This is a genomic window from Pedobacter insulae, assembly GCF_900113525.1.
Lineage (GTDB): Bacteria > Bacteroidota > Bacteroidia > Sphingobacteriales > Sphingobacteriaceae > Pedobacter > Pedobacter insulae.
Map to the genome: position 1 here is coordinate 258,093 of NZ_FOPP01000004.1, position 20,471 is coordinate 278,563.

The 20,471-nt window shown below is 38.1% G+C and carries 17 protein-coding genes; 11 read left to right on the plus strand and 6 right to left on the minus strand.

Features of this window, described 5'->3' with window-relative positions:
- Nucleotide 1: 1 nt before the first annotated feature.
- Nucleotides 2-3,253: an amidohydrolase family protein gene (locus BM207_RS08495; protein ID WP_090993148.1), complete on the minus strand. Its 3,252-nt coding sequence runs from the start codon at nucleotides 3,251-3,253 to the stop codon at nucleotides 2-4.
- Between the two features lie 93 nt (nucleotides 3,254-3,346).
- Between BM207_RS08495 and BM207_RS08500 the strand changes: the two genes are divergently transcribed.
- From BM207_RS08500 to rplT, 9 genes are all read left to right on the plus strand, one after another.
- On the plus strand, nucleotides 3,347-5,239 hold the full coding sequence (locus BM207_RS08500) for a RecQ family ATP-dependent DNA helicase (RefSeq protein ID WP_090993149.1): 1,893 nt from the start codon (nucleotides 3,347-3,349) through the stop codon (nucleotides 5,237-5,239).
- Between the two features lie 58 nt (nucleotides 5,240-5,297).
- Complete coding sequence (locus BM207_RS08505; RefSeq protein ID WP_090993150.1) at nucleotides 5,298-6,620, plus strand: MFS transporter; 1,323 nt, start codon at nucleotides 5,298-5,300, stop codon at nucleotides 6,618-6,620.
- Nucleotides 6,617-7,345: a (Fe-S)-binding protein gene (locus tag BM207_RS08510; protein WP_090993151.1), complete on the plus strand. Its 729-nt coding sequence runs from the start codon at nucleotides 6,617-6,619 to the stop codon at nucleotides 7,343-7,345. Before BM207_RS08505 ends, BM207_RS08510 begins: the two co-directional genes overlap by 4 nt.
- Before the next feature lie 82 nt (nucleotides 7,346-7,427).
- Entirely contained in the window at nucleotides 7,428-8,351 is a 924-nt protein-coding gene (locus BM207_RS08515; protein ID WP_090993152.1) for a hypothetical protein, read from the plus strand.
- Between the two features lie 118 nt (nucleotides 8,352-8,469).
- Nucleotides 8,470-9,312, plus strand: a complete 843-nt coding sequence (locus tag BM207_RS08520) for a hypothetical protein (protein WP_090993153.1) — start codon at nucleotides 8,470-8,472, stop codon at nucleotides 9,310-9,312.
- Nucleotides 9,313-9,420: 108 nt separating this feature from the next.
- Nucleotides 9,421-11,346: a threonine--tRNA ligase gene (gene thrS, locus BM207_RS08525; protein ID WP_090993154.1), complete on the plus strand. Its 1,926-nt coding sequence runs from the start codon at nucleotides 9,421-9,423 to the stop codon at nucleotides 11,344-11,346.
- Nucleotides 11,347-11,359: 13 nt separating this feature from the next.
- On the plus strand, nucleotides 11,360-11,929 hold the full coding sequence (gene infC, locus BM207_RS08530) for a translation initiation factor IF-3 (RefSeq protein WP_090993155.1): 570 nt from the start codon (nucleotides 11,360-11,362) through the stop codon (nucleotides 11,927-11,929).
- Nucleotides 11,930-11,955: 26 nt separating this feature from the next.
- On the plus strand, nucleotides 11,956-12,156 hold the full coding sequence (rpmI, locus tag BM207_RS08535) for a 50S ribosomal protein L35 (RefSeq protein ID WP_090993156.1): 201 nt from the start codon (nucleotides 11,956-11,958) through the stop codon (nucleotides 12,154-12,156).
- Between the two features lie 69 nt (nucleotides 12,157-12,225).
- On the plus strand, nucleotides 12,226-12,570 hold the full coding sequence (gene rplT, locus BM207_RS08540) for a 50S ribosomal protein L20 (RefSeq protein WP_090993157.1): 345 nt from the start codon (nucleotides 12,226-12,228) through the stop codon (nucleotides 12,568-12,570).
- 39 nt (nucleotides 12,571-12,609) lie between these two features.
- Here rplT and BM207_RS08545 read toward each other — a convergent pair whose 3' ends face one another.
- From BM207_RS08545 to BM207_RS08555, 3 genes are read right to left on the minus strand one after another with little or no spacing between them, the layout of a single operon-like run.
- Complete coding sequence (locus tag BM207_RS08545) at nucleotides 12,610-13,509, minus strand: sterol desaturase family protein (RefSeq protein ID WP_090993158.1); 900 nt, start codon at nucleotides 13,507-13,509, stop codon at nucleotides 12,610-12,612.
- A gap of 3 nt (nucleotides 13,510-13,512) precedes the next feature.
- The gene (gene aroB / locus BM207_RS08550; RefSeq protein WP_090993159.1) at nucleotides 13,513-14,571 is read right to left on the minus strand and encodes a 3-dehydroquinate synthase; all 1,059 of its coding nucleotides are present in this window, start codon (nucleotides 14,569-14,571) and stop codon (nucleotides 13,513-13,515) included.
- A complete protein-coding gene (locus tag BM207_RS08555; RefSeq protein WP_090993160.1) occupies nucleotides 14,571-14,777 on the minus strand; it encodes an RNA-binding S4 domain-containing protein in 207 nt (68 codons plus the stop codon). Before BM207_RS08555 ends, aroB begins: the two co-directional genes overlap by 1 nt.
- A 94-nt stretch (nucleotides 14,778-14,871) precedes the next feature.
- Here BM207_RS08555 and BM207_RS08560 point away from each other — a divergent pair, with 94 nt between their 5' ends.
- On the plus strand, nucleotides 14,872-16,056 hold the full coding sequence (locus tag BM207_RS08560) for a proline dehydrogenase family protein (RefSeq protein WP_090993161.1): 1,185 nt from the start codon (nucleotides 14,872-14,874) through the stop codon (nucleotides 16,054-16,056).
- Between the two features lie 29 nt (nucleotides 16,057-16,085).
- The gene (locus tag BM207_RS08565; protein ID WP_090993162.1) at nucleotides 16,086-17,336 is read left to right on the plus strand and encodes a carboxypeptidase-like regulatory domain-containing protein; all 1,251 of its coding nucleotides are present in this window, start codon (nucleotides 16,086-16,088) and stop codon (nucleotides 17,334-17,336) included.
- Nucleotides 17,337-17,345: 9 nt separating this feature from the next.
- Here the strand turns inward: BM207_RS08565 and BM207_RS08570 are convergent, their stop codons facing one another.
- Both BM207_RS08570 and katG read right to left on the minus strand, forming a co-directional pair.
- Nucleotides 17,346-17,717, minus strand: coding sequence for a GreA/GreB family elongation factor (locus tag BM207_RS08570; RefSeq protein WP_090993163.1), 372 nt, complete (start codon nucleotides 17,715-17,717; stop codon nucleotides 17,346-17,348).
- A gap of 346 nt (nucleotides 17,718-18,063) precedes the next feature.
- On the minus strand, nucleotides 18,064-20,337 hold the full coding sequence (katG, locus tag BM207_RS08575) for a catalase/peroxidase HPI (RefSeq protein WP_090993164.1): 2,274 nt from the start codon (nucleotides 20,335-20,337) through the stop codon (nucleotides 18,064-18,066).
- Nucleotides 20,338-20,471 lie beyond the last annotated feature (134 nt).

Sequence of the window (20,471 nt, forward strand, 5' to 3'; positions counted from 1 at the left end):
GTTAATCACAGTTAGGAATGGTAAATGTCCAGGTTTCAGATCCTTTATAAGGGATGGAAAAGGCCACACCTTTATCCAATTCAAACCATAATTTACTGCGCACCTTTTCTCTCGTTCCAACTTCATTCATCGTTAAACTATCGTATAAACGGCCGTTTACCATTACGTATTTAATTTTTTCGGAATTTCTGATATCGTCCAAAGGATTAGCATCCATAACCATTAAATCGGCCAGCTTACCCGGCTCTAACGAACCAATTTCTTTTCCCATTCCTAAATAATTTGCTCCGTTCAGTGTTGCAGCACGAATGGCTTGAAGAGGGGTCATGCCACCTTGAACCATCATCCAAAGTTCCCAGTGAGCTCCTAAGCCTTGGATCTGACCGTGTGCGCCGAGATTTATCTTCGTCCCTGCATCAGCAATTTGCTTCACTGCCTTCGAAACTTCAATATGGTTATAATCTCCATACTCAGAAGTTGTTCTTCTTCTCGAACGGGCATCGATAATGGCACGTGGTGTAAAGGTCAACAATCTTTCGTTTTCCCAAACATTGGTTCTGTCGTACCAATAATTCTCTCCCCATTGTCCGCCATACGCAACAATTAATGTTGGTGTATAACCAACATTTGTATTTGCCCATAGGTTAACCACGTCTTTATATACGGGCGACACTGGAATGCTGTGTTCTATGCCGGTGTGACCATCATTAATCATGTTCATGTTCGTGAAAAAAGTAGATCCGCCTTCTGGCACTACTTCCATTTTTAATTGGCGGGCTGCTTCTAAGATCTGCTGACGTTGCTCTCTTCTAGGCTGATTGTATGATTTCACCGAAAATGCCCCAACTGCTTTTAATCTCCGCAAATGAGATAGTGCATCTTGTAAATTATTAATAACCACTTTAAAATCTCCATCGGCACCATATAAAATTGACCCGGTAGAGTATAGGCGCGGACCGATCATGCGGCCTGCTTTCAGCATCTCGCTCTGACTAAACACCATTTCTGTATTGCTGGAAGGATCGTGAGCGGTAGTTACCCCAAAGGATAAGTTGGCCAGATATGACCAGTCTTGTTGTGGACTTACGCCATCCGGACTTGTGCGTAAATGCGCATGTACATCTATGATGCCCGGCATAATGGTTTTGCCTGTAACATCTATCACCTTGGCATTGTCAGGAATAGCAACATCTGTGGCTTTTCCGATTGCAGTGATTTTATTGTTTTCTAACAGAATAGTACCTTCCTCAATTACTTCGTCGCCTTTCATGGTAATTAATCGCGCACCTTTTAAAGCCATTAAACCTGTTGGCGCATCTGCTTTTAATCTCAATCCAATATGGATACCCACCGTATCAAGCTCAGGGAGTACAGCTGGTGCCCCTTCAAGGAAACTGAATGTGTTGGTAATTTCACGTTGGTAATATTGTTCTCCTAAGGTCCACAATAACTTTTTACTGTCTGCACTCCAATGTAAAAAAGTGCCGGCATCTTTTGTAACACGAGCTAGGGGGAGAGATTTGTTATTTACGGAAAGATCTAAAGGCACACCTGTAGTTACCAAAGGCGTAATGTAGGCGTTAAATAATTCAGTAAACGCCATCCATTTGCCATCCGGACTCGGCATAAACTGATTACTGTATTGAGAGGTAAAATGAGTGCGTTCATTTTTACCATCCAAATCAATGCTTTTAAAGGCTTTTTTGCCCGATTCATAACCTTGAAAATAAATTCTACTATCGTTGGTATTAAACATAGGTTTAATGCCGCTCTCACTCACCAGGGTTTTAGCCCCTCCGTTGGCAGGGATAGTAAATATTCCTGTACCTTTTCCAAAGGTTAAACCTAATACTTCGTTACCAACCCCTTTTCTAAATACAATCTTGTCACCTTTATTTGAGTAATTTGGAGAATAATAATAGCCTTTTTCATCAGTTAAGCTAATTGTTTTTCCATTTTTTAGCTCCGTTCTTTTCACTGCACCTTTAAATTCATCGCTCCAGGTAGTGTATACGATAAACTTACCGTCCGGACTAAAATCCGGTTCAAACTCGAAATCAATGCCATTCGTTAGGCGTTCCGGAACTCCATTCGGCATTTCTTTTTTATATAAATAACCTGCAGCGTTAAACACTACCATCTTACCATCAGGAGAGGTGGTTAACTGCCTGATCATTTTGGCCGTAAATTCTGGGGTATATACCTGATGATCGAAGTGTAAAGCTTGCTGAGCAGTTTGCGTACTATTCACTTCGAAAGGGATCTCGGTAACGTTTAAATTGTTCAAATCTATCTGCTTGATTTTACCGCCAGCATAAAAAACTATCTTTTTGCCATCTGGTGTCCACGCAAAGTTGGGGTAAACGCCAAAAATAGCCCAAGTTTCTTGTTGGTCGCGTGACAAATCTTCATACAGCGGCCATTCTTCCTGTGTTTTCAGATTTTGGATAAACAGCACTGTTTTTAAACGCACTCTTTTTACAAAAGCCATAAATTTGCCATCAGGAGAAATTTGTGGCCTTGCCGAACCCCCTTGTTCAGCAATTAAATTACTGAGTTTACCAGTAGTTAAATCTAATTGCCTGATGGCGTAAATTAAACCATTTGGATCCTTACTGTATTCGAAATTGGGGCCGGGAGATACATCTTCGCTAAAGTATAAAAATTTCCCATCTGGTGATACATTCGGTTCACCAGCATCTTGCTGATCATTTTTTCGCTTAGTTAACTGCACACCATCGCCGCCATAAATGCTATACATCCACATTTCTCCGGCCCCCAATGATCTCGAGCCTGTAAAATGTTTTCTAGCGATGATGTATTCGCTATTTGGCATCCAGGTAGCATTGTTCAGCAAGCGGAAGCTTTCTTTAGTAATTTGCTTTTTATTCTTGCCCTCGCGATCCATGATCCATATATTGTCTCCACCACTTTTATCGCTCGTATAGGAAATGAATTTTCCATTCGGACTAAACCTCGGCTGTACGTCATACGCAATGCCGCCGCTAATTAATTTCGCCTGTCCACCCGTAATCGGAATCGTATAGATATCGCCAAGTAGATCAAACACAATAGTGTTGCCATCTGGACTAACATCTAAATTCATCCAAGTTCCCTCATCTGTGTTAATCGTGAAGTTCTTTGTAGGTCCAAGGTATTTCTCAACATCCCATTTTGCGGTTTCCTTTTTGTCTTGCGCAGTTAAATTAGTTGAAATAAAGAATATTGGTATGAATAAATACAGGTACTTCATATTTTAGATTATGGAATTTATATAATTTCAAAGTTAATAATTTAAGCGTAAAGACTTTCAACTTTTCAACGTATTTTTGGCTACAATCTTCTTATGACAGCAACAGAGATTTTAAAGAAATACTGGGGATTCGATCAATTCAGACCCATTCAAGAGGAGATTATTCAATCTGTTTTGAATGGAAAAGATACTTTGGCGTTGCTTCCAACCGGTGGAGGTAAATCTGTATGTTTTCAGGTTCCCGCAATGATGATGGACGGAATCTGCCTGGTAGTTTCACCGCTTATTGCTTTAATGAAGGATCAGGTTGAAAATTTAAAAGCTAGAGGAATTGATGCCATCGCTATTTATGCTGGAATGGGCAAAAGGGAAATCGACATCTTGCTCGATAATTGTATTTATGGAAAAATTAAATTTTTATACCTTTCTCCTGAGCGTTTGTTATCTCCTATTGTAAGAGAACGCATCGCCTATATGAATGTGAATTTAATTGCAGTTGATGAGGCTCATTGTATTTCTCAGTGGGGTTATGATTTTAGGCCTCCCTATCTTCAGCTCAGCTCTCTCCGGGAAATTCACCCAGATAAACCCGTATTGGCACTTACCGCTACCGCCACTTCATTCGTTAGAGAGGATATTCAAGCTAAACTTGCATTTAAGAACGCAAATGTATTCGTTAAAAGTTTTGAACGACGAAATTTAAGCTATGTGGTTTTTGATTTAGAGGATAAGCATAAGAAGCTGATCGAGATTATTAAAAACGTGAAGGGCTGTGGTTTAATTTATGTTAGAAATAGACGTGAAACAGCTGAGATAGCGTCTTTTCTGCAAAGAAATGGCATTTCTGCAGATTTTTACCATGCAGGGATCGAGAAGGAGCTTCGGTTTAAAAAGCAAGAAGACTGGAAAAAAGATGTTATCCGCGTAATGGTTGCCACAAATGCTTTTGGAATGGGTATTGATAAACCTGACGTTAGGTTTGTAATCCACCTGGACTTACCAGATAGTTTAGAAGCGTATTACCAGGAAGCTGGGAGAGCTGGACGGGATGAAAAGCGTGCATTTGCTGTTCTATTAGCCAATAAAGCCGATCAGCTAATGTTGAAGGCGAAATATCAGGATAGCTTTCCTACCGTTGAAGATATCAAGAAAACATATCATTACTTAGGAAGTTATTTTCAATTAGCCTTTGGCGCAGGTGAAGGACTTAATTTTGAGTTCGATTTAGCCGATTTTTGTAAACGGTTTAAGTTGGGTGTAATTAAGACTTTGGCAGCCCTTAAGTTTTTGGAACATGATGGATATCTCGTTTTATCGGAAAATATCTATTTACAATCCAGGATAATGTTTACGGCCAATCATGAAGACGTGTATCGATTTCAAATTGAAAACTTCGGTTATGATGCGATCATCAAAACTATCCAGCGTTCTTATGGAGGCGCATTCGATGGTTATGTAAAAATTAAAGAATCTGATTTGGCCAAACGCTTAAAGACTTCTTTTAACGAGGTAGTGGCTCATTTGAACAAACTACAACAATTGGAAATACTATCTTATTTACCCCAAACAGACCAACCCCAATTACAATTTATAGTGCCTAGAGCCGATCAGCTGCACATGGATATTGATGTGAAGTATCTTAAATTAAGACAGCAGATACAAAACGATCAAATTAACGCGGTTCTTTCATATTCAGAAACTTACGAATGCAGAAGTAAACAACTACTTCACTATTTTGGAGAGGAACACGCAAACACCTGTGGATTTTGTGACGTATGCCTGACCGAGAAAAAAATAGCAGATCAAGGACAGCTAAATGACAAGATCGATTTCGAAATTATTAGTCATCTACAAAACCAAGCGCATCACTTTGACGACTTGGTGCTTAAAATAAATGTGGGAAATCAGCGTGAACGCATTGAAAGGATACGGGATTTACTGGATGCCGGGAAGATTAAAAGCGATGGAAACAGGTACTACGTTTAACAATTTGCGCTTTGCGCGAAACACTATACACTTTAAACATTTTTCTATATTTTAGCGCATGCAAAACAAAGACGACAAGAAAGTAATCCGCTCATGGGCTTTTTTTGATTGGGCAAATTCTGCCTACAATTTAGTCATTACTTCTACTATATTTCCTGCCTACTATACCATTATCACTTCCGATAAAGATGATAGCACGATAGATTATGTGACCTTTTTAGGCTTTAAATTTGTGAACTCTGCCCTGTACAGTTATGCAATGGCAGTTGCATTTTTAATCATTGCGATTATTTCTCCCATACTTTCGTCGATAGCAGATACCCGTGGAAACAAAAAGATTTTTATGCAACTGTTTACCTATTTAGGTTCGCTCTCTTGCTGTGGTTTGTTTTTCTTTAAAATAGAGACTTTAGAAATAAGTGTGGTTTTGTTTATTTTAGCGGCCATTGGTTTTTGGGGAAGTTTGGTGTTTTATAATTCTTATTTACCAGAAATTGCCAGCATAAAGGAGCAGGATAAAGTGAGTGCAAAAGGCTTTACCTACGGTTATATAGGCAGTATTATACTGCAGATCATTTGTTTTGTCTTTGTATTTAAACCAGATTGGTTCGGGATTGTTGATGGATCAGTTCCTGCGAGATTGTCATTTTTAATGGTAGGTATTTGGTGGATGGTATTTGCGCAAATTCCCTTTAGGAATCTTCCAAAGGGAAGTCCTAATTTCAAAACCCAAAAGGGAAATATCATGCTTAGCGGTTTCTCTGAACTGAAAAAAGTTTGGGGTCATGTAAAGCAAATGCCTTATTTAAAACGCTTCCTTTTTTCTTTCTTCTTTTACTCAATGGGGGTACAAACGGTGATGTTGGTGGCCACTATTTTTGGCGAAAAGGAACTTCGCCTATCGACGGAAAAATTAATAGGAACTATTTTATTGCTTCAAATTGTGGCGATACCGGGTGCAATGTTAATGTCATATCTTTCCTCCAAAAAATATGGAAACATCAATGTGCTGATTGGCGTGGTTACCATTTGGATAGGTTGTTGTATTGCGGCTTACTTTATCCATACAGAATTTCAGTTTTATGCACTCGCTGGGGTTATCGGATTGATAATGGGAGGGATACAATCGTTGTCCAGGTCTACTTATTCAAAATTTTTGCCACAGGAAAGTCCGGATCATACTTCTTATTTTAGTTTTTATGATGTAACAGAAAAGGTTGCACTTGTTTTTGGGATGTTTAGTTTTGGCTACATTGAGACAATTACCGGCAGTATGCGAAACTCTGTTATTGCATTAGCAATGTTTTTTGTTTTAGGATTGCTATTTTTGTTTTTTGTTAAGAGGGTAGCGCCAAAAACCATCACCAAAATTTATTCATGAAGGTAGAATTATTTGTTCCATGTTTTGTAGATCAGTTATACCCAGAAACCGCTTTTAGTACAGTTAAACTTTTAGAGAAAGCTGGATGTGAGGTTAGTTATAATGCTAAGCAAACTTGTTGCGGTCAGCCCGCCTATAATGCTGGTTATTGGGAGCAAGCGAAAGAAATAGGCAATAAGTTTTTAAACGATTTTTCGTCGAGTGATTATATCGTAGCTCCATCTGCCTCTTGTGTTGGGATGGTTAAAAATGGATATAATGACTTGTTTACTAATACGATAGTTCATAACACTTGTAGGAATGTGCAAGGTAATATCTTCGAACTTTCTGATTTTTTAATCAACGTGCTGCAGCGCGATTACTTTGGTGCTGAGCTTGATGGTAAGGCGGTATATCATGATTCATGCAGTGGCTTAAGAGAGTGTAAAATTAAAGACGAACCCCGGCAGCTGCTTTCGAAAGTGCATGGTTTAGAGATGGTCGAAATGGTTGATACGGATATGTGCTGTGGTTTTGGTGGTACATTCGCCGTTAAATTCGATGCAATTTCATCAGCAATGGCCGAGCAAAAAGTGAATAATGCATTGGCTATGAAGGCAGAATATGTGATCTCTACAGATTTGTCGTGCCTTATGCATTTAGATGGTTACATTAAAAAGAACAATATTCCGTTAAAGACTATGCATCTTGCTGATGTGTTGGTGAATGGGTGGTTAGATTACTAACTATGTTACAAAGAAATTAACCTTTTTTAACATTAATATCTAAAAAACTAAGGTAAATTTGCAGTATTAAATATTGATTAAAATGAAAAAAATTATAGTAGCCTTTTTGGGTTTATTGGTATTTACGCAAGGGGCTAATGCGCAAAAAAAGACATCGGGAGCAATTCAGTTTGAAACGACTGTAGACCCGGCTGCGTTGGCAACTGCTAACGGCATGCAACTAAGTGAAGAGATGAGGGCTCGTATGCCAAAGGCTATGAAAACTAACTTCGAATTATTGTTCACTGCCACAAATGCAAGCTATATGCCTGTTATTGAAACGGAAGATAGCAATGGCGGTGGCGGCGGTGGCGGCATGGGTAGAATGATGATGCGTTTTGGTGGAGCAGGCGGTGCTAGGGAATACTATTATACTTTCGCTGATCAGAAATTAGTAGAAGTGTTTGAGCTCAGCGATACAACTTATGTTATGCAAAGTAAATTAACAGTTGCGAATCCTCCTCAAATGAACATGGGTGGCGGACAAAGACCTGGAGGTAACAACCCAGCTGCGGCCGCAAGTCAGAGTGCAGTGCAATTTCTACCTGGTCCTCCAACTTTAGAAGTAGTAAAAACTGATGAAACCAAAAAGATTTTGGGATTTGATTGCAAAAAAGCCATTGTGAAGTCTATTCGTAAGGCTAAGGTATTGGATATGGACAAAGATATTATTGATGAAACGGCTGTTTGGTACACCACTGATCTGGGTTTTAATTTCTCTCCTAATCCAAATATGTGGACAGAAGGCGCTGTTTTAGCTTTAGAAAACAAAGGTAATAGTACAGTTGCAACCAGTATCGAATATCGTGGTGTAAGCACTAAGGATGTAACTGCCCCTAAAAAGGCAACTCCGATTACACAAGAAGAGTATCAGAAAAAAATGGAAAGCATGATGAACAGAATGAGAGGAATGGGAAATAATAGAGGTGGGGGAGCTGGACAAGCGAGAAGTATTATCATCAACTAGTTTTTTTAAAATATAATGGTTAAGCCTTTGGATTTTATCCAAGGGCTTTTTTATTGGATTGCTGTTCTCCTTATAATTTGTTATGTTTATATAGTGCTAGATTACAACGTGCAAAAAAATGGAAAAAGAGCAAAGATTTGTGTCCTTCAACTGTAAATTAGTTCTTGTATTTATATTAGTCTTTGCATTTAAAAATGGAAATGCGCAAAGCGATTATACCTTAAACGGCGGTTTAAAAGTGACTGCGGATTTTACAACAAAGGACTCCATACTTACGTTGACCTACAAAAATGTTGCGAATACATCATTACTGATATGGGTTGGCGACTTCGGAACCTCTTTTATCCTTAATCACAATGATATTTCCGGTAAATATTTAGCCTCACCGATTGTAAACGAAATATATTTGATTCACAAAGATATAAAGACTTTTAAAAATTACGAGAGTTATTTCTTAAGAAATGATAGTAATGAGCTTAATCTTTACAACTATAGGAATTTAGATAATGATCAGTTTATTCAAGTAAAGCTATCCTTAAATAATGACAGTCTTATAAATTACCTTAAAAGTGGTAAACTTTTAATTAAAGGTGTCGTAACATTTTTAAACCAACCAAAAGTTGATATGGACGGCGATTTTAAGGACTCTTATTTAATACAGGATTTAAGTTCCCTAAAAAAGTGGTTAACAATGGTTGGAAATTATACACCTTTATTGCGTGAACATAGTGCTTATTTGGATCCTATTATTTTGAAAGGAATTTCTTTTAAATTTAATAGGCCTAATAACGATCAGGTGCTCAATGGGAGGTCTTGGAACCCGCATTATGCAGATCTTTCAAAAGCAGGACTGGTAAAACCTACAAATAGCGTTGAGGGGATTGCAAATTTTGCATCCTTTGAAAAGCTATACCGCTTTGCTAACAAGCATTATTTTACGACTAGGATAAGAATAAAATAGCTTAGTTCGATTACAACCTTTGGTTATTTTGCCTATCTTTGCCTAATAAAAATCACGTAGTAGGTGATTTAATTAATTATTTTTTCAAATTCTAGATCATAGTTGTAGATGATTAACATTACTTTACCTGACGGTTCTACTCGTCAGTACGAAAAGGGTACCTCAGCCCATCAAATCGCCTTGTCCATTTCGGAAGGCTTAGCAAGAAACGTTTTAGCAGCAGAAGTTAACGGAGAAATCTGGGATTCATCGCGTGCAATTGAAACCGATTCGTCAGTAAAATTATTAACATGGAGCGATGCCGCGGGTAAAGCTACCTTTTGGCATTCATCAGCTCATTTAATGGCCGAAGCGCTTGAGGCACTTTACCCAGGAACTAAATTCGGTATTGGTCCGGCTATTGAAACAGGGTTTTACTATGACGTTGATTTTGGAGATCGTGAATTTTCTTCGGATGATTTTAAGGCGATTGAAACCAAAATTATTGAATTGGCCAAACAAAAAGAGTTATTCACACGGGAAAGTGTTTCTAAGGCTGATGCCATTAAATACTTTACGGAGAAGGGCGACGAGTATAAATTGGACCTTTTAGAAGGTTTAGAAGATGGAAAAATCACTTTTTATACCCAGGGAGCTTTTACCGACTTATGTCGCGGACCGCATATCCCAAATACAGGATTTGTTAAGGCTGTGAAATTGATGAACGTAGCTGGTGCTTACTGGCGTGGTGATGAAACAAAAAAACAGTTAACCCGTATATATGGTGTAACTTTTCCGAAGGCTAGTGAGTTAACAGAATATTTGTTGATGATCGAGGAAGCAAAGAAACGGGATCATCGTAAGTTGGGTAAAGAGCTTGAGCTGTTTATGTTCTCGGAAAAAGTAGGGATGGGTTTGCCAATGTGGCTGCCAAAAGGAACTGCACTTCGTGAGCGTTTAGCACAATTTTTAACCAAAGCGCAAGTTAAATCGGGTTATGAGCAAGTAATTACCCCACATATTGGTCATAAAAATTTGTACGTAACTTCTGGTCACTATGAGAAATATGGGAAAGATAGTTTTCAGCCTATAAAAACACCTCAGGAGGGTGAGGAATTTTTCTTGAAGCCCATGAATTGTCCGCATCATTGCGAGATGTATAAATTTAAGCCACGTTCTTATAAAGATTTACCTGTTCGTTTTGCCGAATTTGGTACCGTATATCGTTATGAGCAAAGTGGAGAATTGCATGGTTTAACACGTGTTCGTGGATTTACGCAAGATGATGCGCATTTATTCTGTAGACCCGATCAGGTTAAAGAAGAGTTTAAGAAAGTAATTGACCTGGTGTTATACGTTTTTAAATCGTTAGGATTTGACAATTATATTGCCCAGGTATCTTTACGTGATCCCGAGAATAAAGCAAAATATATAGGTTCCGATGAAAACTGGAAATTAGCGGAAACGGCAATTATAGAAGCTGCTGAAGAAATGGGATTGCCAACTGTTGTAGAGCTTGGAGAAGCAGCGTTCTATGGTCCAAAGCTAGATTTTATGGTGCGCGATGCATTGGGTCGTAAGTGGCAATTGGGTACCATCCAGGTGGATTATAATTTACCTGAGCGTTTTGAGTTGGAATATACCGGAAGTGATAACTTGAAACATCGTCCGGTTATGATTCACCGTGCCCCGTTTGGTTCACTAGAGCGCTTTGTAGCAGTTTTGATTGAACACTGTGCAGGGAACTTCCCGTTATGGCTTTCTCCTGAGCAATATATTATTTTGCCGATCTCAGAAAAGTATGAAGATTATGCAAAAAAAGTTTCAAATGAATTAAATAATTCCGATATTCGCGGGCTGATAGACTTTCGAGATGAGAAGATTGGAAGGAAAATTAGAGATGCTGAGGTTAAAAAATTGCCTTATATGCTCATTATCGGTGAAAAAGAAGCGGAAGAAGGTAAGGTTTCGGTTCGTAAACACGGAGAAGGAGATTTGGGAGCGATGACTTTAGCAGAGTTTAGTGAGTTAATTATTAAAGAAATTACAGTTTAAATAGCAAAAACATTTGGCATTAGGAAGACCAGGATTTAATAGGGGACCACGTCCTCCTTTTAAGAAAAAAGAAGCAGAACATAATATTAATCAGTATATCAGAGCTCAAGAGGTGAGATTAGCTGGCGATAATGTTGAGCCAGGGATTTATCCCTTGTCAAAAGCTTTGGCACTTGCTGATGAGTTAGAACTTGACCTAGTTGAGATTTCGCCAAATGCGGTTCCGCCGGTTTGTAGAATAATCGATTATAGCAAATTTGTTTACGAGCAAAAGAAGAAGCAGAAAGAGATTAAAGCAAATGCTAAGCAAACTGTAATTAAAGAAATTCGTTTCGGACCGAATACGAATGATCACGATTTTCAATTTAAGTTAAAGCATGCAATTAGCTTTTTGGAAAATGGGGAGAAAGTAAGAGCTTACGTACACTTTAAAGGTAGAGCGATTGTTTACAAAGAGCAGGGCGAAATCTTATTGTTAAAGTTTGCTCAGGCATTAGAGGATATCGGTAAGGTAGAATTGTTGCCTAAATTAGAAGGAAAGCGAATGTTTTTAACACTTGCACCTAAAGTAGCAAAGAAGTAATAAATTATATAAATTAAAACAGGGTTATGCCAAAAATGAAAACCAATTCCAGTGCTAAAAAGCGCTTCACGCTTACTGGAACAGGTAAAATCGCAAGAAAGAACGCATACAAAAGTCACATTTTAACAAAAATGAGCACTAAACGTAAGCGTAATTTAGGCCAGACAAGTCTGGTAAGTGACGCTGATATGGGCAACGTTAAACGTATGCTTTGCATCGGTAAATAATTAATTTTTAACCAGATACTCGGTACCTAAGATTGTTAATACAACACCGCTTATCAAAAACAACACATTATGCCACGTTCGGTAAACGCAGTAGCTGCTAGACGCAGAAGAAAAAAAGTCCTAAATATGGCCAAAGGCTATTGGGGATCAAGAAGCAAGGTATTTACCATTGCTAAAAACACGGTAGAAAAAGGTTTGCAATATGCATACCGTGACCGTAAAGTTAAGAAAAGAGAATTCCGCGGATTGTGGATCCAACGTATCAACGCTGGAGCACGTGAGCACGGTGTATCTTACTCTCAATTAATTGGTAAATTGACTGCAAAAAATATCGGTTTAAACCGTAAAGTTTTAGCAGATTTAGCAATGAACCATAAAGATGCTTTCAAAGCAATCATTGATGCAGTAAAATAAGATAGCTATATTTTATAAGGAAAAGGGGATAACGTTAAGTTATTCCCTTTTTTTTTCTGCTTCCCTAAGCTCCTGCTGCATTACCTTCGCAATTTTTGTACTGCCATCATGGCTCCATCCCGGGGGATTTAAGATATATTTTATTTTATCCCTAAACTTTGGTGCTTTTTTCACATCATTGGTTAAGGCAATAAATTCATGGAAAATGATATTAATCGGGCCAGTATCCTTCAATGGGGTGGTGAGTCCGTATTTAATCACATCTTCAGGAAGTTCTTCCTGAAAAGTCCCGAACCATCTGTCCCATAAAATTAAAACCATTCCCATATTTTTGTCCAGGTAGCGCACATTGCTGGCGTGGTGTACCCGGTGATGAGATGGCGTGACAAAGATATACTCGAACCATGGATGCAATTTTCCAATAGCCTGAGTATGAACTAGGTTTCCGTAAATCTGGGTAATAAGGTAAGCAAAAAGTATATCTGCCGCAGTAAAGCCCATAAAGGCTAAGGGGAGATAAAAGAATACTCGATATAGCGGTTCAAACACCGTAGATCGGAATCCTGTGGTTAAATTAAAATGTTCTGAAGAATGATGGGTAACATGCATCGCCCAAAAAAACCTCACATAATGGCCCACCGTATGCAGGAACCAGTATAGAAAGTCTTGTACCAGAATGAGAACAATCCAATAAATCCAAATATTTGAGATCTCGAATAAGCGAAATTGGTAGCAATAGGCCAACAAGAAGAAAGTAGCCGTTTTCATTGCCAAATTAATGAGTACGGCGACTGTCATTAAATACATATTAGTCCAGGTATCTCTTTTGACATAGATCTTCTTGTCGTGCATATAGCTGAAATACATTTCAACTATGGTGAGCAAAATTACAAAACCAAACAAGCCACCTATTGAAAGATCACTTCCTGTAAACTTCATTTTTTATAAACTATTATAGTGCTTTATACTACTTAAAATATCTGCATCGGTAACGCGACAATTGAAGGTGCAATGCCCAATCCTTTCCAAAAGTGAGAACATGATATAGCCGTCTTCATTCTTCTTATCGCTCTGCATCAATTCGATTAAGGTATTAAAGTTTTTTTCTGCAATGGTATATTTCGGATAGATCGAAGTAATATAGGTACAGATATCATTCAATTCATCCGTTTTCAGGTCGCAATACTTAACAGAAAGAAAAGCTTCACAAATCATCCCAATAGCAATGGCTTCACCATGTGTAAGCGGCTTTTTATCGTGCGTTAAGGCATAGCTTTCAACGGCGTGACCAATGGTGTGACCGAAATTCAAAATTTTACGCAAGCCTTTTTCTAATGGATCCTCCGTTACTACTTCATTTTTAATTTGAATTGAACGATAAACATTTGCGGGGGTAACCTCCTGGTATTCATTAAGCTTCAAGGCCTGATAATAATCATGATCGGCAATGAGCCCATGTTTAATCATTTCGGCGAAACCTGACAGCATTTCTCTCTTAGAAAGCGTAGTTAAAAAGGTATGTTCAATAAATACCGCTTTCGGTAAGCTAAATGTACCCACCATATTTTTTACATGATCAATATCGATACCTGTCTTACCTCCCACGGAGGCATCAACCTGGGATAATAGGGTAGTGGGAATGTTCATAAAATCTATCCCTCTTTTATACGTGGATGCTATAAAACCACCCATATCTGTAATGACGCCGCCTCCTAAATTGATCATTAAACATTTACGGTCAGCTCCAAAATCAAGTAAGGTCTTCCAAATTCCGATGCAAAAATCGATATTCTTATTCTCTTCTCCCGGATCGGTTTCGATAATGTCGAAATCTTCTAGATCGTCTAAAAACGACCTAAAAATTGGAATGCACAATGCCGATGTGTTTGTATCCACAAATACGAAGACTTTACTGTACTTATTTTGGTGTACAATATCTTTTAACGGAGCTAATCCTGATTCAAAATAAATTGAGTGTCCAGCGCTTTTTATCGGTTCCATTAAATAACTTCAATTATACTGCCCATAAAATCTATTTTATCACCAACGCGAACCTTTAATCGTTTTCTGTTATCTACCTGTCCATTGTATTTTACTAAGCCTTCTTCCACAACAGTTTGGGCTTCTCCGCCACTTTGAACCAAACCGGTCGCTTTTAAGAGTGCAATTAAGGGAATAAATTCGCCTTCTAATTTAAATTGTATCATTGTGAAGCAAATTTACAATTATTTATAAAGGGTTTTGCCTTTACAATGAATTGAATTTATATTTTTGCACTCCACTGACCAATTAAGTATAAGAATGGAAGTATCTCCCAAAAAAATAATAAACTTTGACAATACAGAAATTGCTTTTCGCAATAAGTCGAATGCAGAGTTAAATCAGGGCTTTTGGCTTTTTAAAATGATAAGCAGTAATTTTTTAACTCAGGTTGGTCCACCTATTGCCAATTTTCTGTTAAATGTCGGTTTTCCCATAAAATGGGCTATTAAAGCGACTATTTTTAAACAATTTTGCGGTGGCGAGACGATCGAAGAATGTGAAAATACCATTGCTCAATTACATCAGGGCAAGGTGGGGACTATTTTAGATTACTCTGTTGAGGGAGAAGAGGAAGAAGAGGTGTTTAACTTTACCTGCGAAGAAATTATCCGTACAATTGAACGTGCGGACGGCGATATCCGTATTCCAATTACCGTTTTCAAAGTAACCGGGATTGGCCGTTTTGCCTTATTGGAAAAACTGGATGCTAAACAGACGTTAACACCAAGTGAAACTGAAGAGTACGAAAGAGTTAAAGCCAGATGCGAGAAAATCTGTAAGACTGCTTACGATAGACATGTACCGATTATGATCGATGCCGAAGAAACCTGGATTCAAGATACGATTGATGAATTGGCTTTGGAGATGATGACCAAGTATAATAAAGAAAAATTAATTGTTTATAATACCTATCAAATGTACCGCCATGATAAGTTAGCAGATTTAAAGGCTGATTATTTGATAGCAAAGGAAACCGGATTTATTTTAGGTGTAAAGATGGTTCGGGGTGCCTATATGGAAAAGGAGCGCAAGAGGGCAGAAGAGATGGGTTATCCCTCACCAATACAACCTGATAAGGCTTCGTCTGATAGAGATTATGACGAATCTTTACGTTTCTGCGTAAAGCATCTTGATCAGATTGGTATTGTGTGTGGAACGCATAATGAAGAAAGTTCGCGCTTGCTCACTACTTTAATTGATGAAAATAATATACCTCATAACCATCCACATGTGTATTTTGCGCAATTATTGGGTATGAGTGATAATCTGAGTTTCAATTTATCCGATGCTGGATACAACGTTGCTAAATATGTTCCTTACGGACCGATTAAAGCAGTAATGCCTTATTTATTTAGGCGTGCCCAAGAAAATACCTCCGTTGCCGGGCAAACAGGTCGTGAGCTTAGTTTAATCGCTAAGGAAAAAGCCAGAAGAAAGTTGTAAATTAGTTCGTAGTTAGCTTATCGAAATTGATGAATTTAAGAGGAGTTTTACTATTAACCTTACTTTGTCCATTCATTGGTTATGCGCAAATTGCGGTTCGGGGTTTAGTTGTCGATGAAGCGACTGGCAAACCTATTGAAAATGCTTCTGTTTACTATAATAATACAAAGTTAGGCACTATGACCAATACGAGTGGTGCTTTTTTATTGTATGCAAAGCACCCACAACAAGATCTGGTCATCTCTTCGATCGGATATGAGAAAGTGGTGATGACCATTCTTGATAAGGATTCTCGATTTAAAATAGTAATGAAACCTAGGGTACAGCTGCTAAATGAAGTGGTAATTAGCGATAATAAGTTTGGCTGGAAGCGATGGGGGACATTATTTTTTAAGGGTATCATGGGTGATGATAGTCATGATTATCCGGGCAGCTATATTGTAAATCCTGAAGTGTTAAATTTTTACTTTGATCGGAGCACGAATATTTTAACAGTTAATAGTAGTGATCCTGTTATTATAGAACATCCAGAACTTGGCTATACAATTAATTTAGATTTAGCAAACTTCGAGTATGATTTGATTAGTGAAAAGACACAATATTTTGCAACGACTTTTTACGTAGAAAAGTTCGATAAGGTAAAAGCCGAAAACATTCAACTTACTACAAATAGGGCTTACTTAGGTTCCAGAGATCAATTTTTAAGGGCGTTGTATCATAATAAATTAGAAGAAGAGGGTTTTAAGCTCTATACCTATCGATCGGTTAAAAATTTAGAAAGACAAAGGGTAGAGGAGGAAGTTAATAGATTAAGGCTTGCTGAAATATTGAAAGGCAATCCTAGACCGGGTTTCAGATTAGCTGATTTAAAATTGAATAAAGATACACTGAAGTATTATCAGAAAATTCTTGGACAGCCAGGATTAATTTCTAGAAACCTAAGGGCAGTATCTTTAGACTCTATGCTATTTAGTGATGCAGCGGATAACCTAAAAACTTTAAAATTTAAAGATTCGATATTAGTTACTCATGGTATAAGCAGAGAAAAAGCAATAATGCATACAAACTTTAGGAATCATTTCCCAAGTAGACGGCCAGATAAACCCTTAGAAGAAACAGTTGTTTTTTTAGTAGGGGCTGAGGAATTTCAAATTAACGAATGGGGTCAGTCGCTTAGCAATAGCTTGCAAATGAACGGATTTATGGGGCAACGTCGATTGGCAAGAACTCTACCTTCAGATTTTGATCCAAAAATACCGAGAAAGCCGATGAAAAAATAGGAGACTATTTTATTTAACCTCAACAATTTTGAATTCTTTTATTCCATCAGGCATTTCCCAATTTATTAAATCTCCGGTTTTATAACCTAACAATGCAATGCTAATCGGAGCAAAAATAGATACTTTTTTCTCGGTCATATTTGCTTCTGATGGCTTAACAATTTTGAAATTAAGTTCTTTGCCGTCGGCTGTACTAATGATAGTTGCCTCCTTATTTAAGGATACGACATCAATTGGCAACTGGTGATCTTCGTATATAACCGCAGTTTTAATCTCAGTTCGTAAACGCGATTTATTATAGTCGCTCATGATAGCTTTCTCAAAATGTTCGCTTAAAAACTTATAGTCGCTTTTTGATAATTGAATAGCTTTGGTGTTCATAAAAAAAATGGTTAAATAAATAATAGCCACTGTTTTGTACAGTAGTTAAAAAATAGAAAAAAGAATAAGTAATAACTTATTTCCCCGAGTTAAAAGAAGGTTATGAAACCCGGGGTTAATTGATAAAGTCTTTACTTTTTGATTGAAAAGTGAAGACAATACGATCCAACTCATGGCTTTTTTGTAAGGCATGACATTTACAGTTCGTATTTTTTTCAAGGTATTGCATTAAGGCAAATATGGGATTGAATTGGGAGGATTCAAAATCTAAGCTTAATATTTACAAAATAAGGATAATTGGAATACTGTTACTTCGTTTTCATGAAGTAACAGTATGATATAAATATTAGTTTAAATCAAACCGATCGAGGTCCATGACTTTATTCCACGCATTCACAAAATCTTGAGAAAATTTAGACTGCGAATCTGATTGTGCGTAAATTTCTGCAATTGCTCTTAATTCAGCGTTTGAACCAAATACTAAATCGGCGCGGGTTGCGGTCCACTTTACCCTTCCGGTTTTACGATCTATGCCTTCATATATTTCTTTGTCTTGATTTACGGCCTTCCATGAAGTATTCATATCCAGTAAATTTACAAAGAAGTCATTTGTTAATTGTTCAGGTCGATGAGTGAGTATACCAAGATTAGAGCCATCATAATTAGCATTTAACGCACGCATGCCTGCAATAAGCACCGTTAGTTCTGGTGCCGATAGTGTAAGCAGTTGTGCTTTGTCAATTAGTAATTCTTCTGTTGAGGCTAGGGTCCGTTGTTTTTTATAGTTACGAAAACCATCAGCTACCGGCTCTAAATAGTTGAACGATTCTACGTCAGTTTGTGCTTGAGAAGCATCCATTCTTCCTGGTGTAAAAGGGACGGTAACAGGTTGGCCTGAATTTTCAGCAGCTTTTTCAATGGCGGCGCATGATGCAAGCACGATCAAATCAGCCAGTGATACCTTTTTATCGGTAGTTTGCGCAGTATTAAATTGTTTTTGTATGCTTTCTAACGTACTTAAAACTTTATCAAGTTGCGCAGGATTGTTTGCTTGCCAATATCTTTGTGGTGCTAAACGAATACGTGCTCCATTAGCACCACCACGTTTATCGCCACCTCTAAAAGTTGAAGCAGATGCCCAAGCGGTTGTTACTAGTTGACTTATCGTTAAACCAGATTCAATTATTTTGCTTTTTAACAACGTTATATCATTGTCATCTATTAACTGGTGATTAACAGAAGGGATTGGATCTTGCCAAATTAATTCTTCTTCGGGTACTTCGGGACCAAGATAACGGCTAACTGGACCCATGTCACGATGAGTTAGTTTAAACCATGCCCGAGCGAAAGCATCTGCGAATTGCTCAGGATTTTCGAGGAAACGTCTTGAGATCTTTTCGTACGCTGGATCCAGTCTTAAAGAAAGATCTGTAGTTAGCATAGTAGGTTTGTGCTTCTTAGTGGGATCAAAGGCATCTGGGATTATATTTTCTGCATCTTTTGCTACCCATTGATGTGCACCTCCAGGGCTTTTGGTTAATTCCCATTCAAAACCAAAAAGGTTTTCAAAGAAATTGTTGCTCCATTGTGTTGGCGTAGTGGTCCACGTCACTTCTAAGCCACTGGTAATGGTATCAGCACCTTTACCACTGCCAAAAGTATTGTTCCATCCAAATCCTTGTTGTTCAATACCTGAAGCTTCCGGTTCCTTTCCTACATGATCAGAAGATGCAGCACCGTGAGTTTTACCAAAAGTATGACCTCCAGCAATTAATGCTACAGTTTCTTCATCGTCCATTGCCATACGTGCAAAGGTCTCCCGAATATCTTTTGCTGCAGCAATTGGATCTGGGTTGCCGTTTGGCCCCTCTGGATTTACATAAATTAAACCCATGTGAGCTGCTGCAAGTGGCTTTTCGAGGTCATGAGAGTGTTTATCGCCATCTGCATCTTCATCAGAAACTAAAACACCGTGTGCAGCAATGCCTTCAGACCCTGTAGCATAGCGTTGGTCGTTGCCCAACCAAGTTGTTTCTGCGCCCCAATATATATCTTCACTCGCTTCAAATACATCTTCCCGACCACCTGCGAAACCGAATGTTTTAAAACCCATTGATTCTAGTGCCACATTACCTGTTAGGATCATTAAATCGGCCCATGATATCTTCTTGCCATATTTTTGTTTGATAGGCCAAAGTAAACGACGCGCTTTATCTAAACTTACGTTATCTGGCCAACTATTTAAAGGCGCAAAACGTTGTTGTCCCGCAGCTGCACCCCCGCGACCATCGCCTACTCGGTAAGTTCCAGCGCTATGCCAGGCCATGCGGATAAATAAACCGCCGTAATGTCCAAAATCAGCAGGCCACCAGTCTTGGGAGTCAGTCATGAGTGCATGAAGGTCACTTTTTAATGCTTGGAAATCAAGGCTTTTAAAAGCTTCTGCGTAATTAAAATCCTTATCCATTGGATTAGATAGGGGAGAATACTGACGGAGAATATTCAATTTTAATTGATTTGGCCACCAGTCTCTATTTCTTGTACCACCACCACCAATATTTTGTTTTTTAATTGCTCCATGAAATGGGCATTTGCTGATGTCATTTGAATTATTGTCCATATTAATTCTTGGTTAAGTTCTTAATTTTGCATTGTCGCTTTCGTAAAGATATACGAGATAACCTTAACTATCAAAGTGCTTTTCTCTATATGAATATAGTTAAAAACTATGGGGAATAATTGCGCGATCAATAA